Origin of the sequence: Photorhabdus hindustanensis, assembly GCF_002968995.1 — a bacterium.
In the GTDB taxonomy this organism is placed as follows: Bacteria; Pseudomonadota; Gammaproteobacteria; order Enterobacterales; family Enterobacteriaceae; genus Photorhabdus; species Photorhabdus akhurstii.
On sequence record NZ_PUWT01000011.1, the window covers coordinates 1 to 16007 of the forward strand.

At 45.2% G+C, this 16007-nt stretch carries 10 protein-coding genes and 2 tRNA genes; 4 read left to right on the plus strand and 8 right to left on the minus strand.

Features of this window, described 5'->3' with window-relative positions; genetic code table 11:
- The 5 genes from C6H66_RS04920 to C6H66_RS04940 form a co-directional block, all read right to left on the minus strand.
- On the minus strand, positions 1 to 872 hold an 872-nt coding region (locus C6H66_RS04920; protein ID WP_146111021.1), incomplete at its 3' end, for a hypothetical protein.
- Positions 869 to 3880, minus strand: coding sequence for a toxin VasX (locus C6H66_RS04925; protein WP_105394956.1), 3012 nt, complete (start codon positions 3878 to 3880; stop codon positions 869 to 871). The genes C6H66_RS04920 and C6H66_RS04925, both read right to left, overlap by 4 nt.
- Positions 3877 to 5109 (minus strand): DUF4123 domain-containing protein, encoded by a 1233-nt coding sequence (locus C6H66_RS04930; RefSeq protein WP_105394957.1) that lies wholly within the window; start codon positions 5107 to 5109, stop codon positions 3877 to 3879. The genes C6H66_RS04925 and C6H66_RS04930 overlap by 4 nt, the downstream gene beginning before the upstream one ends.
- A complete protein-coding gene (gene tssI, locus C6H66_RS04935) occupies positions 5106 to 7118 on the minus strand; it encodes a type VI secretion system tip protein TssI/VgrG (RefSeq protein WP_105394958.1) in 2013 nt (670 codons plus the stop codon). Before tssI ends, C6H66_RS04930 begins: the two co-directional genes overlap by 4 nt.
- Positions 7119 to 7132: 14 nt before the next feature.
- On the minus strand, positions 7133 to 8866 hold the full coding sequence (locus tag C6H66_RS04940; protein ID WP_248000608.1) for a type VI secretion system baseplate subunit TssF: 1734 nt from the start codon (positions 8864 to 8866) through the stop codon (positions 7133 to 7135).
- 268 nt (positions 8867 to 9134) lie between these two features.
- On the opposite strand from C6H66_RS04940, the gene C6H66_RS04945 reads away from it, so the two are divergent.
- The gene (locus C6H66_RS04945; RefSeq protein WP_105394960.1) at positions 9135 to 9398 is read left to right on the plus strand and encodes a PAAR domain-containing protein; all 264 of its coding nucleotides are present in this window, start codon (positions 9135 to 9137) and stop codon (positions 9396 to 9398) included.
- Between the two features lie 81 nt (positions 9399 to 9479).
- Here the strand turns inward: C6H66_RS04945 and mscM are convergent, their stop codons facing one another.
- From mscM to rsgA, 3 genes are all read right to left on the minus strand, one after another.
- Positions 9480 to 12815 carry a miniconductance mechanosensitive channel MscM gene (mscM, locus tag C6H66_RS04950; protein ID WP_105394961.1) on the minus strand — a complete coding sequence of 1112 codons (3336 nt, stop codon included), beginning with the start codon at positions 12813 to 12815 and terminating at the stop codon, positions 9480 to 9482.
- A gap of 26 nt (positions 12816 to 12841) precedes the next feature.
- Positions 12842 to 13735, minus strand: a complete 894-nt coding sequence (gene asd / locus C6H66_RS04955; RefSeq protein WP_036810042.1) for an archaetidylserine decarboxylase — start codon at positions 13733 to 13735, stop codon at positions 12842 to 12844.
- 73 nt (positions 13736 to 13808) lie between these two features.
- On the minus strand, positions 13809 to 14864 hold the full coding sequence (gene rsgA, locus C6H66_RS04960; protein ID WP_046397310.1) for a small ribosomal subunit biogenesis GTPase RsgA: 1056 nt from the start codon (positions 14862 to 14864) through the stop codon (positions 13809 to 13811).
- A gap of 94 nt (positions 14865 to 14958) precedes the next feature.
- On the opposite strand from rsgA, the gene orn reads away from it, so the two are divergent.
- The 3 genes from orn to C6H66_RS04975 all read left to right on the plus strand — a co-directional run bounded on the left by orn (position 14959) and on the right by C6H66_RS04975 (position 15912).
- A complete protein-coding gene (gene orn, locus C6H66_RS04965) occupies positions 14959 to 15504 on the plus strand; it encodes an oligoribonuclease (RefSeq protein ID WP_046397309.1) in 546 nt (181 codons plus the stop codon).
- A gap of 205 nt (positions 15505 to 15709) precedes the next feature.
- Positions 15710 to 15785: transfer RNA gene (locus tag C6H66_RS04970), tRNA-Gly, on the plus strand.
- Between the two features lie 51 nt (positions 15786 to 15836).
- Positions 15837 to 15912 (plus strand) — tRNA-Gly (locus tag C6H66_RS04975).
- Positions 15913 to 16007: the final 95 nt, after the last annotated feature.

The following is a 16007-nucleotide window of genomic DNA, read 5'->3' on the forward strand; positions in this document are numbered from 1 at the left end:
CTCCACCAGATAAGCGGCTCACGGCGTTTATAATCCACCTTACTGACCGCCTCTTTGCCGTTTAATAAGAATTTCACCATAAAGGCGACTGCCAGAGCTTTATCATTGCCACTACTTAAGAAGGCAAAAGAATAACTGCTGACGTTAGGGATAAAACCACGCCCGACAAGGTTATTATTTTCGTCCAGTCCATACACTTTGAGATAAAAAATATTAGTTTTTTCCCCCATGCCTACTTGTGGATAGCGGGCAGCATAGGCTTTTCCTTTATACCAAGTGTAAAAGATCTGTTGTTCACGATCGATAATTAATGGTGCCTGACGGCGTAAGAAAAATATAGCCCATACAAAAGGTGGAATAATCAGCAGATAAAGCAATAGGAAGCTTATATCAATAATGAGAAGTCGAGTGCTACTTGGGTAAAAGGTATAACGATAATATAAATATTTTTTTAGCGAAATTTCTTGATCATTACCAATATAACGGACATCTTCCATATCAGCAGGTAGATCATTCCGTAGATAAAATTTTTCGCCATAGTCTTTTTTTGCGTAGCCAACCCATCGATGAATAGCTTTTTCATCAATTTTCCGTTCTTTGATAAATTCATTAATATTTAAAATAAGACTACTAAGAATTCCTAATGTAACTGGGATTAAGGTAATACTCCGAGCGCGGCGTTGAGTGTTACGAACATGGCACTCCCTGTTATCAAGGTAATCCAGTATCTCCACGTGTTTAATGGTTTCTTCATCCTTAATATCAGGTGGTACCGCTAGAATTTCTTTTTCCCAGCCCGCCAGTCGTTTGGCTGGCAGTGGATGAATAGTGGGAAACCATTTTTTGAGTAGATTTTTGAGTCGTTGCTTCATATAGTACGCTCTCCGTCAAAACTGCCTTTAATAGTATTTTCTGCTGTTAGTTTTTCCCCCCAGAAATAGCGCATAGGAGAGATGACAGTTGTTGATTGTTCATAGTACCAGTACAGTTCGCTACCACGGGGGAAAACTCCTTTCGTTTCTGTGATTACCACTTCCAGTATTGCGGTATCGCCATTTAAGGTAAGTTTTGCCTGTTCTTGAGCTTCCTTGAGTTTTGCATTGCGAAAAGCATCGGGAGTATATTTGCGGCGGTTAATCTCAATATAATCGACTTTTTCTCCCCAATAAGAGATTTTGGGTGAAGTCACAAAGATCCCTCGAATATTTGAGAGATTCATCTGAAAAGCAGGTAGAGTAAAACAATAGGTAGTGACGCCAAAGCCTTGATGTATTTTCAGTTGTGGCTGGATAAAGAGATTTAAAAACTCCTGGTTTTCGATAACAAAATGATTTTGGATAAGACCTGTCATCTCACGTGCATCTTTCAGTTGATTAGATATTGATGGTCTATTTTCCTCTCCCCAAAAACCATATTTTTCCCCAGCCCCCCAAAAACAGTTATTCAGTACTTTCTCCAAATCTGACCAGGCACTGCTGGCTTGTACGATACTGCCACCGATAAGCAAGCCAGCTCCAATGACTATTGCGGTGAGTACTCCTGCCGTCAGAAAGGTGCCTACCGCAGCTCCGATCACGACTGCTGTTGTTAAGATGGTAGAACCTGTCCCTATAGCAACTTGGCTATAACCTTCCACACTATTACCTACTTTGAAAGCGTTACTGGCATCATAGAAGGAGATAATCGCGCTTAAGTATCCCGCCACACTGCCGGCAATACGGGAGAACTGACTGACCATTGCGATATTGATAGCAGGCACTTTTGTCCCATTCATCAGCGCTTTCACTATGGGAGAATTTACTTTGCTAGCCAGCGTTGAACCGAGAGAAGTCAAATCAGCACTCATACCAATTACCGCGGTACTAAAGCGCAGCAGGTTCATATAGGAAGATCCAGGCTGTAAAGGGTTGTTGCGGGCATATTCTGTCTGCATAACCACATCCGCCAGGGTGAAGGCATTGAGAAACAGGCTGACACCGGTCAATGAAGAATCAAACAGTAAACCAATAGAGGTTTTATTAGCCCCTTCTAAGGTAAAAAGCTGAACCGGCGAGTCCACACTGGTCTTAACTTCCGGCAGAGTTATCACCGGTTTATTGCCGAGTGATTCCAGGCGTTTACTCCAGTTAATCATCCGTTCCCCGATAGCTTGTTGACGCATTGCCGGGTCAGGTCGGTTGCGATTCGTTTTCGATTCCAGCCGCTTAAGTACTTCCTGATAGCTCTGTTCACTGAGTGCCACTCTGCCATCGGGTTCAATCACTACGCCTAGCGTGGATAACAGGGCCGGAACCAGTTGTTGGGTTATCTGGTCAATGGCTTTCTGGGGAAGCTGGCGGACATAACTTGAACCCTGATAAATTGTCTGATTGGTATAGGCGCAGACGGTTGCCAGAAAGGTCCCCATCCCCAGCAGAATATTATCGACGCCACTAATAAACGGGCTCTTAAGCAGCGGTGATTTTACTTTGTCGTTATTCAGTACGGTGACAACCCCAGTGGTAATGGTGCGCCAGAAGTTGCCATCGCCGTTGCTGTCTGACTCTTTGGCCGCAAGCTTTGCTAAAACCTGCTGGCCGGGCAAGGATGATTGCAGGTTGCCGAGCAGACCGGAGAGAATTTCACTGAAAAACCGGAACTCCAGCGCGTCCTCTTCTTCCAGCGTCTGTTTTTCATCTTGCAGTGAAAAGAAGTAGTGAAAGTAATTTTGCAGCCCGCCGACTTGATAACTGAGGTCCGGGTTATCCGCAAAGGCTTCAAACAGTTTCATAAACATCGCCTGACGCGCTTCAAAATCTTCGGTGACTTTTTTCAGTTTCGGCCAGTCGTTGTTCCAGCGGTCCTGATGAATACTGTCATCTATTTTCTTTTTCAGCTCCGGGTTTTTGGTGGCTTTGAGCTTTTCGACATAGAAACCGATGGTCAGTGGATAGATGTTGGAGGCGTTATAGCTCTGTTGCCACAAATTCAGGATAGAATAGGCTTCCACAATATCCCGCTGACGGCCTACTGGGTCATGCAGGATCACAATCCGCGCCTGTTCATTGAAGTGCAGATAACTGTTGATTTCCTGGATAATCTTACCGGCGTCCATTTCGTAGCTGTCCTGAGTGGTCAGCGTATCAATACTGACGTCAGCCAAATCCAGCTCATTGATGTCTTTTTCAATGATGGACTTGATGTTGGCAAACTGTTCCTGCCGGATTTTGTAATCGACAATCAGTTTTCGAAAATACTTGTCTGAGGCGTTAACCGCAAAGGGGGATTGCTTCTGTTCGAGATTGATAAACTGCATGGTTTTCTGCCGCAGTTCAAGACTGTTGTCAATCTTAGCCAGTACCGAGGAGTGCCACGGGTGTTCACTGTAGGCGATACTGATATTGATGACATCTTTGGCGACAAACAGGAATGGATGGCCTTCGCCCCGAATGCCCGGCTCAGGAATAAGCCCTTCACTGGCATCTCTGCGGTTGAGAAACATATATTTTTTGAATTTCTCTACCCGCTGTTTTTTGCCGTTGACCTCTTTCTCTGATACGCAGTATTTAAAGATATGCAGATAGCCCCGGGCCTTGCTGCCGCGAGCAGTAAGCGGGTCTTCTTCCTTGATGTATATCCAGCCGGGACGCAGAAGGCGGGCGGCATAGCCTTTGGTTTGTTGGAGTGATGAAGAGAACATCAGGGTGTGGATATCCGGGGGCGCTTCTGGTTTTTCCAGCTCCTTGCCGAAAAAGTTCACATAGGCATAGCGAACCGGGTAAATCGGTTTAACATTGCAGTCACAGGGCTGAATATAAGTATCTGCTTCAAGATTTTGTGGGAACATTTCGTAAGCTTTTTCTATTAATTTGTCGAAACGTTCCTGAATGTCAGTGGTCATAATATTTCCTTGGTTGTCAGTGTGTCGCATTGTTTGAAAAGTGAATGTGCCCGTATTTCCTGTGTTTCTGTTTGCGAGCAGGCTGACTCCCAAAACTGTTGCCAGTGAACTTCCTCATCGGGCATTAAACACCTGGCGGCAACATAATAGAGTATGGCCCGCTGTTGCGTTAGCCCTTGCAGATAAGCTTGATTCGTCTGCTGCAAAACAAAAGCAGGCAGGGTGTTTTTATTCACCTGACAGCGTTCAGCCAGGTTTTCCTGAATAAAATCAATGGTTTTAAATGTAAGGCGTTGTTGCGCTTGTTGATCAAACAGTTCGCACAAGCGGCGATTGAGCGTGACAGGCGTGGGTTTTGCCTGCCGGACGTTTTCGGTGATGGTGATAATGTGGCGGGTATCGGGTTTATCACCATAGAACCACATTGCGTTGATCCCTTGCATAAAATGGGCTAATGGCCCGTCGGACAGGGTATTAAGCAGTGTTGTCAGTGTGTTGGGATGATAGAAACGGAAAAATGCCCACGTCTGAGTCAGCTCATTTTTTAAATAGGTGAACTTACGCAGATGATTCAGCAGCGTTTCAAAAGGTTGTTCGCTGTGGATAAACAAGCTCAACTCTGCCCGGTTATCGGCATTCATAATGTATCGCTGTAGCTCTGGCTGATTGCTACTGTCTTTATGCAGTTCAACCAGATAAGGGGCGCTATCTTCCAGTGAAACTTGAGTTTCTCCCTGAAATAATCCTTGCCAGCGTAAGGAGGAAGCGAGCAGATCAGGAATGATAAATCGTCCTGCCTGTTGGTATATTGCCGCATCAATGATCGCGTAGAGATGTTCGTTATCGCCGTAAACAGGGATATCTGTGGCTTGTGTCAAGATTAGATCACCACGAGCGGCAGGCAGTGGAGAGTCAACATTTTCCTGTTCTACCAATATTACGGGGTGTTGATCGCTTATCTGTTGGATATGGCGTATTAACCGTAATTCGGGCAGCGTGCTTTCCATCAAATAGGTTTGTAAGGCAATAATGTCTTGGTATTGACCGTTTGCTATTCCGAAACCAATAACGTAATTGCACAGATTCGTTAATGCCTCATATTCAGTCGGAGCACGGATTAAGGCTTTGGCTGAATATTGTCCGGCAGGATGTTTTTCATTACCTATCGCTTGGTAGGTGCAATTGGCAACCCAGTAATAGGCTGAATCAAACAAAGATGGCGTTTTCACTCTGATGTTTCCTTCTGTGCATCGGCTTTTCCTTTGCAATCCTGAGCGATGGGCTGTCCTTCATTGGCTGCGCCGGTCAATGTTGGCACGGTGCCTGCGCTTCCTCCTTGCACTACCACCGGGCCTTTCAGAAAGATGTTGCCGTTTAGTGTGATGCCTTGAGCATCCAGAGTGATGCTTCCTGCTTTACCTCTGAGGATCAATGTATCACTGGCTTGCAGGGTATGTATTTTGGTGTGTGAGTGAATGCCTTTAATGGCATTTAATTGGTAATTGCCTTTGATATCACTCTGTTTGTTTTCACCAATTTGTTGGAAATGGGAGGCGTAGATCTCTTCCTTCCAGCTATTGTTGATCCGCGTAATTTTGTCTTTCTCAATGGTTTCGAACTGATTTTTATCCACCTGAATATGTTGTTCATTCATGACACGGATAAATTCATCATGGCCGATTTTATGCCGACGATCATTCATGACCGTGTGGCTTTCGTCGTGCTCTATTTTTTGTGTTTTATCGTGGTTAATTTGGATCAGTTGGTCACGTTGAGCGTGGATATAAATCTCTTCCCGCCCTTTTTCATCCTCAAAACGTAATTCGTTAAAGCCATTACCTTTATGTGTTTTGGTTCTGAACGTGGTGCGCGTCTTTTCCGCGGGTAAATTCAGCGGCGGGCGGTTAAGACCGTTGTAAGTACATCCGGTAATGATAGGCCGGTCAATATCGCCGTTGAGATAGGAGATAATCACTTCCTGACCGACTCTCGGTGTTGCCAGAAAACCAAATCCGTTGCCATTCCAGCCTTGTGCAACCCGCACCCAGCAAGAAGCCTGGTCGTCAGGCGCATCATAACGGTTCCAGTGAAAGTGAACGCGAACCGCGCCATCTTTGTTGACGTAAATTTCTTCAGTGCCTGGCCCGACAACCGTTGCAACTTCGTCGCCGTCGGCCAATGGTTTATAGCGGTATGGCGGACGCCAATCGTTGCGGCCTGGAATGAACCGGGTGTGTGAATTCAGGGTAGTGCCGGTTCCGCCATCGCCCAGCACGGCGGGGACATGCCCGATGTGTTGGGAAGAGGTGACTTGCCAGCGATCATTCATGGCGTCAATCGGGTGGTTGGTTAATGTAAAGATTCTGCCGGGCATTAATCGGATACAATTACTGTCCGCTTGCCCTGATTTGCTGTCAACACGCAGGGCTTCCAGCCGGTACTGGGTAAACGGGATGCCCTCTTTGTCTTTCTGAAAACGGCCGTAGCTTTCAAAAATATGAAATGGCGTGCCGTTCTCCGCTTCAAAATCCGTGGCGTTATGCTGTAAAGCGTAATTGGGGTTGTGATAATTTCTGTCTTTTTGGTCGGTAGATTCCGGGCGCATGTAGGAGCCAAGAGACCATTTGTAGATAACATTTTCTTCTACTGCGTTGGCAATGTCCGGGTTGTAAATCAATGTATCCGGCGCTCTCATGTTCAGGTAGCTATCACTCAGATAGAGCCCGTCATCGGCGAACCAGAAGAAAATCCCCTCCTCAGCGGCCAGGCGGGTAAAGAAATCATAGGATGATTCCCTTTTCATGGTGACGTATTCCCGTGTTGAGTGTGGGTTATTCAAATGGATATTGGCCCGGAGTTTCTTCTGTTTCAGTATGCTTTGTAAAATATCGGGGACACTGAGCTGGTGATAGATACGGCTGTCCTGATCGAGTGTCAGCAGCCACATTTCTGGTCTGACTGTCAGGTGATACTGAGTTTGATGTCGGTTTGTGGCGCCAACAACCGCGCTTGCAACCAATCCTTTCACTTCACGTTGCAGAATATCGTCACGGGTGACAGTAAACCGCACGGTTTGGAGCAGGAGGGTGTCCGTGTCTATATTTGAACGGCTTGCCGCTAATGTGAGAGACAGGGTAAATAACGATGAAAGCGCTTCATCTAATGTAAAATTCACTACCGCAAAAGTCATGGGCGGCAGATTGCCGATGGTGCAGGAAAAGCGGAGTCCGGTTTTCATAATGTTTCCTTCAATTACATGATCTTCTGATGCCCAGGCATATTGTAAAATTCCCAGTATTCATTGGTGTCGTTATTGATAACGGTTAATCTGTGAAAGCTGGTTTCAACAAAACAGAGGGAGAAAGCGGTGTGTAGTGTTTTGGCAAAAGCATACATTTCTCCTTCATGCTCATAATTTTCTGGTGTCATGCGCAGTGTGATGGCTTGGCCTCTCACAGGAATGCCCTTGTCAAAATGGTAGTATGGCTCAAGGTAGATAGCGCTGAGACCATCGGCCATGCGCTGAATATGCCGGCTACGCGGGGCGTCCAGATGCGCGAAGGTATCAAGTTGTTTGACCAGAGATCTGACTGATTCAATGTGACTGAGAAAAAATGGCCCAATCGACAACAAAGATAGTATCGGCCAGTGCTGATGACTGTTTACGACGGCAGGAAGATCTTTTGACGCCGACACGATATTCCTAGCCTGAATATGGCTGGGTATCTGCTCGCTGGGTATACAGATTTGCCCGATGCCCAATGTCCGTGCTTGCGTATGATATCTGTGATATTGGCAGTAAAATTCGCGATAGTGGTGTTTTGTTACGGGTTTTGCCTGATGATCATAAAACGTGAGATTAATTTGATTGCCGCCAAATGGCGATTCTTCCCGTATATGGTTAAAAAGTAATATGTTGTCACCGGGTTCGGCAAAATGGCAGGCGGCCAGTTGCTCGCTATTGATAAGAGGAACGCTGTGAGCAGATCCTTCAGATGTTCCATCAGGATCGGATTGGAGTTTAATGTTATCAATACTAAAGATTTCATTCGCTGCTAATACATAACGCGATTTGCCCTTTTCAAATGTTATCGGTTTTGTTCTTGCCGGAGCCAGGTTAATAACGGGTACGCAATGGGGAATAAATGCGGGTGTAATGTCCTCGATGGGAATGTTACAGTCAAATTCTAGAATAATGGTAAATTGCTTATCTTCTCCCAAAGGGAGCTCAGCGATTTCTTCCGATAAATCAAATGACATAAAGTCATTAACATGTGGCAGATAGAGGTATTCGTATAACACCTGCAACGGCCAGAAATAGTCATGTGGTCTCGGCAGGACCAAATTTTCTTTCAGGCGTGGAGCGATCTCAATAGCCAGCCACATCTCCGTCTCTTTTAGGGATGTTTTCAGATAAGTGTTGTTCAGCGATTGATCTATGTATTTGGTCAGTAAAGACGCCAGTTTTTGATCTTCTCCGAGAAAAAGCGTGATTTGCCCTGTCTTCCAGTGGGGAGTTTGTCCATGATATTGGAAAGTCAGTGATATCAGGCTCTTGTCTCCGCTGTGCGTCAGCGTTTTATTGATCAGGGTAATTGGCTCAATACTAATGTCTTGAGTGGTTCTGAACGTAATGGATTGGTTCTGCTGTATGGCGGAAATTTCACTGCCTTTGGCAATGTTGGTGGTTTCAGTCATGCTGCCTGGTTGAATATCTAACTGGACAATGCTGGTTGAAGGGATCGGATGTAAAGGTATCGGCCATACTTTTCGCAGAAGCGGGTTGACGACTTCCGGGAAACCATCATCAATTTTTTGTTGAAGACCGGCAGTGATAAGCGCAAAACCTTCCAGTACGCGGAGAATATCTGGGTCGCCGGATTCGGAGGTAAATGGATCAAGGTGTGGATGCTCTTGCGCTGCGTTGCTCAGATCATGCTTTATTTGTGAAAGTGCTTCCCGATAGAAATCTTCAAAATTTTTCATATCTACCTTTGTGTTCTTTGTAATCAAATATTAATGTAAATTTATATTTTGATCTTGTGGATATCAAGGTTGATAATTTAATTATGTGTAATTTTTTGTTTAAAACAGTTAATAACGTAAATTTTATAGGTGTTCAACTAACATGATCATGTAATTTATTTCAATGATTTTTATTTATATAAATTTTTCTTAATCACGTTGTGGCGCCATGATAGCCAGATGTTGGAATTTGAAATTAATATTTAATCATTAGTTAATGGAGGGAAAGATGTCACGTTCTATTATTTTGGTCGGTGATTCGACTTCGCATGGCGGCAAGGTGTTAGCCGGTGATGAAAGTTTTGGTGTGTTAGGGAAGAAAGCGGCTCGGGTCGGGGATGCGGTATCCTGTCCAAAATGTGGCGGCAATCAAACCATTGTGGAAGGGACGCCTAAAATAGTCAGCTCTAATGGGCAAATGTACGCACTGGAGGGAATGAAAACCTCTTGTGGCGCGACATTAATTGCCTCGCAAAGCCTATTTCAAGCCTAGGATGGCGGTAAAAAAGGCCATATTTTGCCTGAAATAGGGTGAGTTGATTCAAATACGGATGCTCAGTGCTTCATGATCTTTTTACAAACTACCCGGTTGACGTGGTGGATTACGGCCTGACATATTGGTCGTCGCACTGCGAATATCCCGACCAATGACATCAATACTCGCCTGAAATGGTGGGAATGGCAGAGTAATGCCGTGTTCGCGGAATCCTTGCAAAATAAGCTGGTGGACTTCATGGCGGACAGGCATTCGATGCCCCATTTCAGCAGCATAAATACGTAATTCAAATATCTGAATACCATGTTGAAGATCAACCAGATAGGCTTCAGGTGCCGGGTTCTCAAGGATCAAAGTGCTGCGTTTAGCCGCGGTTAATAGGATTTGGGTGACTTCTTCACAGCTAGCTTCTGTCGGAGCAGGAATTGTCAGCACGACACGGGTGATGGTGTCAGATAATGACCAGTTAATAAACTGCTCGGTGATAAAGGCTTTGTTAGGAACGATGATCTCTTTTCTATCCCAGTCTGAAAGGGTTGTTGCCCGGGTATTGATCTTGGTGATGCTACCGGTCAGGTTGCGGATAGTCACGGTATCACCGATACGAATGGGTTTTTCAAACAATATCATCAGGCCAGAAACGATGTTGGCGAAGATTTCCTGTAAGCCAAAACCTAGTCCAACCCCTAACGCAGCGACAAGCCATTGTAATTTTGACCATTCAAGACCAATCAGAGAGAAACCGACTAAACCACCAATCAAAGTAATGGTGTATTTGGTGAGTGTGGTAATGGCGAAGCCGGTACCGGGTGTGAGTTCTAAATGCTGTAGTAAGGCCAACTCAAGCAATGCGGGCAGGTTACGCACCAGTTGAGTGGTGATAATAATCACCAAGATAGCAATCAAGACAGAACCTACGGTGATGGGTTGAACAGTTTCTACATTGTTTATTGTCGTGGTGACATCCCACAGTCGGATATTTTCTAGAAATGAGAAAGCGGAATGAAGTTCTGACCAGAGCCAAATGAGTGAAACCAAGGCAAGTAGAGTTAGGATTGAACGGACTAATCCCAATGACTGAGCGCTGATTGCATCCAGATCAATAATAGGTTCCTCAACTTCAATGGCGCCTTCGATACTGCTTGAACCCGTTGAGTCGTCCTCGCTTTTGGCTCGTTGAGCCAGAATTTCCGCCCGTCGTTGTTTTGCCCGGTCAAAGGCGATCCGGCGTCGCTGAATCAGCATCCAACGACGGATAATGTGATAAATAACCAGTAAAAAGAACCAGATAGCAACGGAAGTTTCTAAACGGCCAAGCAATGCTTGTGATGTGCTGAAATATCCCAGTATGGAAGCTAGCGCCGCGACTATCGGCGCAGAGAGTAATATCCACCAGAGAGCGGTATTGATAACATTTTCGCCGGAGCCATGTTTATCCAAATAGAGCGGGACTCTTGCCCGTTTCAGGCTGTTGGTGATCAGGCTTAAGGAGATACACAGGATTAGGAAACAAAGCCTGCCAAGTGTGGAAGCAAATTCTCGATCACTATAATGTTCAAAAGTTATCAATGCCATGACCAATGGCACAATGGCAAAGATAGATAGCTGGTAGAATCGTAAAGCCCGTTTAACGCGTTCTTCCGGCCAACGGAAATGGGCAATGAATAATCCATTTGGATGGGCGAAAGTGGCACTCAGCATGAAGATCCATAGAACGGGAGTCGTAGCGCTGACGCCATAACCGATAGCGGTCGCCATAGGGTACTGCCAGGCGCTTTGCAGCCCATAGCCAATGGCGGACCAGAGCATCGGTAAAGGTAATGCGACAACAACCGACCAGAATACGGTACGCAAAGTGAGGGAAAAGTGATCATGAGTGACTTTGCCGATCCGGTTACTCGCGCGTTCAAGGAATGCGTGGTAATGGCGAAGGGAACCGATGCTGAATATAACCAGGGATAGCGCGCCAAATAAGTATAGCAACGTATCTTGAGTGGTCAGCATGACTATCAGGGCGCCGCTTAACTGAGAAAAAGTGTCTAACGATAATAGACGGGTTAGATCCTGCACAACATTGATTGGGTAATTGAGCGAAACAGGATTAACATCCGCGACCCAGAATAGATAACGGTGTGTGGCTTCTTTAACTTCTGTTAGCGCATCATTTAGCTGACTGGTAGCGACTTTCAGTTTGGTCAATTCAAGGATTTCACTGTCATAGCCAGATAATAGTGAATTGAGTAATTCTTTGCGGGTGCGGATAAGAGAATCATAAATCCTCTCTTGTTCCGCAGTTAACGCAACGTTGCTTTTCTGTACGGGTTTAGTCTCTTTTTGTAACTGCTCCAGCATGTCTTCGTATTTCAGGCGATCAACCCTGAATTTGACAATATTCCGATCAAGTTGCTGTGGCTTAGACATGTCAGGCAAACGGGCAAGTTGAGTTTGGAGCGCTTCTCCGAGCGTTGTAGAGCCGCCTAGCCATTGTGCTTGTTCACGAATGGTATTCAGTGCTTGCCGGACCTGAATAATATCACTGGCGGCTTGTCGCTGCTTTGAGCCGATGATATTCATTCGTTGTGCTTGCTGATTTAATTCCTGGGATAAATTCCGGTTCAGTTGTAATTCATCAAGCAGAAATTTTGGTAGCTGATCACTTTGTTCCGCCAGCATCTCGGTATGTTCTAAGGCTAATTCTGCTTTTTGCTGGCGTTGTGCATTAAGTTGGCTGCGGAGTTGTTGCAGCTCAAGATCAAGTCGATGATAGCGCTTTTTGAACAGTTCAACCCGCATACGGGAAATTTCTTGCCGATTGTTAGCGGAGAGTTGAGCTATTTCAAGTTCATTGACGGTTGCTTTGTGTGCGTTGACTTCAGCTTGAGCCAAGGCAAATTGAGCTTCTGCTAATGGCGTGGAGGGTGTTCCTAATGATTGCAGGCGAGAGGATGCATCAGTTAGCAGGCGTCGCGCTTCTGATTGTTGTTGTGGTAACAGGACGAGAGAGTCGCTGATTTCCCGCCCTTTGTCCTGCTCTTGTTGTAACTGTCCCCCTTGTTCTAGCAACCGACTGCTGACTTGAATGATCTGTTGCTCAATGCTTGCAATGGGTTGGTTAGCGGGAATTGGACGAGGCGTATCACTTTCAGAGAGTAATTTTTGACGAAGTTCTTTCGTGATTTTAGGAAAATCATCAATGGCGGTCTGATATTTCTGCGTTCTGTCATTAGCAGATTTAGTATCAGCAATCCAATTGAGAGCGCCTTGCAGCGCCTGAGCAACTTCTGCATCCTGCGGGTTTTTGCTGGATTCGATTTGTTTCAGTTCTTGTTTGAGCTGGTTTTCATCAAGTGGAATCGCAGCAAGAACCGGACTAATAATGATCAGGCTAAGCAATAAGCTGATAATCAGGCGCACGATAAAGGGCTCTCCTTGGAAAGGGATTAGCTTATGTTGTCAGTAGGTTCGTCAGGTATGATCGCTTGGGCTAACAGTTCACCCATGCGGGTTGTTGAGCCACTGCTCAAATGCCCGGCTAGCTGTACCTGATTTGATGCAAACAGGTTAATGACGGTAGAACCCAATTTGAAACGCCCCATTTCTTCACCTTTCTTGAAAGAAATTGCGCCAGTTGCACCGGCTTCGGGGTAAGTCCAGCGTTTGATAATGCCTTCCCGTGGTGGTGTAACCGTACCACACCAAGCCATTTCAATACTGCCGACGATAGTTGCACCGACCAGAATCTGTATCATGGGTCCAAATTGAGTATCAAACAGACAGATGACTCTTTCATTACGAGCGAACAGATTTGGTACGTTGGCGGCAGTCAATGGATTGACAGAGAATAGATCGCCTGGGACATAGATCATCTCTTTCAGTAATCCATCGCAAGGCATATGTACACGGTGATAATCTTTAGGTGATAAGTAAGTCGTTACAAACTGCCCATCACGGAATATCTCTGCTAATTGATGATTACCGGCGAGTAGAGCTTCAAGTGTGTAGTGGTGTCCTTTAGCTTGAAGGAGCTGGTATGTTCGGATATTGCCTAACTGGCTGATAGTACCGTCAGCAGGTAGCGCTAATTGGTGTTCATTGCTGACAATTGGGCGAATATCATCTTTTAATGGGCGGATAAAGAACTCATTGAATGTCGTATATGCTGAAAACTCAGGCGCTTTCGCTTCATTCATATCCACTTTATAAACACGGGCAAACGCTTTGATTGCCAGTTGAGTCAGCCAGCCAGCTTTTTTGTTAGCAAACCAGCCTGCCAGGTGAGTTATTCCCTGTTTAGGCAGTAAATAATGCAACCTGATTTTAATGTTATCCAGCACGTCAACCTCTTGGATTCTATTGGCAAAATTAGACAAAAGGGGGTATTGTACCTGTCCTTTCATTTGATGTCAGTTAGCTATCGTTATCTGTAAAAGTTTTGCGTGGTTTAATTTGATCCATACTGTCGAGAATACGGTGATAATTCTCAAAGCGTTCTTGAGTTATTTCGTTATCTTCCACTGCCTTCCGTAACGCACACTCTGGATCGTCCCGATGTTTACAATCACGGAATTTACAACCGCCCAGATAATCACGGAATTCGATAAAACCCTGAGTTATCTGCTCCGGTGTTAAATGCCACAGGCCAAACTCTCGAACCCCGGGAGAATCAATAACATCGCCGCCATGTGGAAAATGATAAAGACGGGAGGTTGTTGTGGTGTGCTGACCTAAACCGGAAACATCTGAAACCTGATTGACCAGAATCTCTTCTTCATCTTCTGGCAGGAGCGTGTTGAGTAAACTTGATTTACCTACGCCAGACTGACCGGCAAAAATGCTGATTCGGCCTGCAAGCATCTTCGTTAATTCTTCCATACCTTCGTTAGTATGGCTTGAGAGTTTCAATACCCTGTAACCAATGTTGTGGTATGTGGACATGATTTCGTTGACCCATTCACGGCTTTCTTCGTCCAACAGATCAATTTTATTCAATACAATCAATGGCTCAATGCCCAGCGTTTCACAGGCGACAAGGTAGCGATCGATAATATTGAGTGACAGTTCAGGAAGAATGGCTGACACAATCACTATTTGGTCAATATTGGCGGCGATAGGTTTAATACCATCGTAATAGTCAGGCCGCGTAAGTACGGAAGTACGTTCGTGAACGGCTTCAACAATACCATTTACTTTAACATCTGCTTGTGTTTGCAGCGAAGGACGCCATACGACTTGATCGCCAGTGACCAATGAGCGGATAGTTCTGCGAATATTACAACGTTGTATAGAACCGTCTTCTGCCTCGACATCAGCATGTTGGCCAAAACGGCTGATAACCAGCCCTTCTTGAGGTTCACCTAACTGACTATCATCCATTTCAGGTTTATTATCCTGTTTTTTCAATCTTCGCTGATGATTTGCCTGTACCCGCCGTTGCTGGCCTTTGGATAGTTTATGTTTAGCCACCGAACCTCACTTGTTCCACACTTATCGCTGTTATTGCTTAAAAGCGCTATGATACACCATTAATAAGAACTATCTCTCCAATCTAGGATATAACATGTCAAAAAGTGAGCACAATCTTATCTGGATAGATCTGGAAATGACGGGCTTAGATCCAGAGCGGGATCGCATTATTGAAATTGCGACAATTGTCACCGATGCAAATCTGAATATCCTGGCGGAAGGGCCAGTCATTGCGGTTCATCAGTCTGATGAACAACTTGCTCTGATGGATAAATGGAATGTGCGCACCCATACGGGGAGTGGGCTGGTTGAACGTGTTAAGGCAAGTAAAATTGACGATCATGAGGCAGAGAAGGCGACGATTGAATTTTTGGAAAAATGGGTTCCGGCAGGTGCTTCCCCCATTTGTGGTAATAGTGTTAGTCAGGATAGGCGTTTCTTGTTCCGCTATATGCCAGAATTGGAGGCTTATTTTCATTATCGTTACTTGGATGTCAGCACACTTAAAGAGTTAGCCCGTCGTTGGAAGCCGGAAATCCTTGCTGGGTTTAAGAAGCAGAATACTCATCAGGCGCTGGATGATATTCGTGAATCAGTTGCTGAGTTAGCCTATTACCGGGAACATTTTATTCAACTGTGAGTCAGAAAGTTTTATTTTCTGTTCGTATGATAATGCAAGTTTGGTGTGATGATTAATTAACCTGCATTGGCGTTTAAATCGTCATTTGACCGGAAAGTTTGTTTTTTTGTGTTGAAGGGCTTGCGGGCGCAACGATTTTTCGTATAATGCGCTCCCCATACCGATGAAGAATTTCATAAGGTATGGATAGCGTACTAAAAGATATGCGGGAATAGCTCAGTTGGTAGAGCACGACCTTGCCAAGGTCGGGGTCGCGAGTTCGAGTCTCGTTTCCCGCTCCAAATTTTGATTTGGCATCAGTATGTTGTTTCTGGCTATTATTAGTTAGTGACGCGGGAATAGCTCAGTTGGTAGAGCACAACCTTGCCAAGGTTGGGGTCGCGAGTTCGAGTCTCGTTTCCCGCTCCAAGTTTAGGTTAGCAATTGATTTCTTGGGATTAGTCTATTATTTCAGGTGATCGCCAGTCAGTAATGCGGGAATAGCTCAGTTGGTAGAGCACGAC

Bases quoted from the DNA above. Each gene is read 5' to 3' on its own strand.
- C6H66_RS04925 (WP_105394956.1), bottom strand. From the start codon at position 3,880: ATGACCACTGACATTCAGGAACGTTTCGACAAATTAATAGAAAAAGCT.
- tssI (WP_105394958.1), bottom strand. From the start codon at position 7,118: ATGAAAACCGGACTCCGCTTTTCCTGCACCATCGGCAATCTGCCGCCC.
- C6H66_RS04940 (WP_248000608.1), bottom strand. From the start codon at position 8,866: ATGAAAAATTTTGAAGATTTCTATCGGGAAGCACTTTCACAAATAAAG.
- C6H66_RS04945 (WP_105394960.1), top strand. From the start codon at position 9,135: ATGTCACGTTCTATTATTTTGGTCGGTGATTCGACTTCGCATGGCGGC.
- orn (WP_046397309.1), top strand. From the start codon at position 14,959: ATGTCAAAAAGTGAGCACAATCTTATCTGGATAGATCTGGAAATGACG.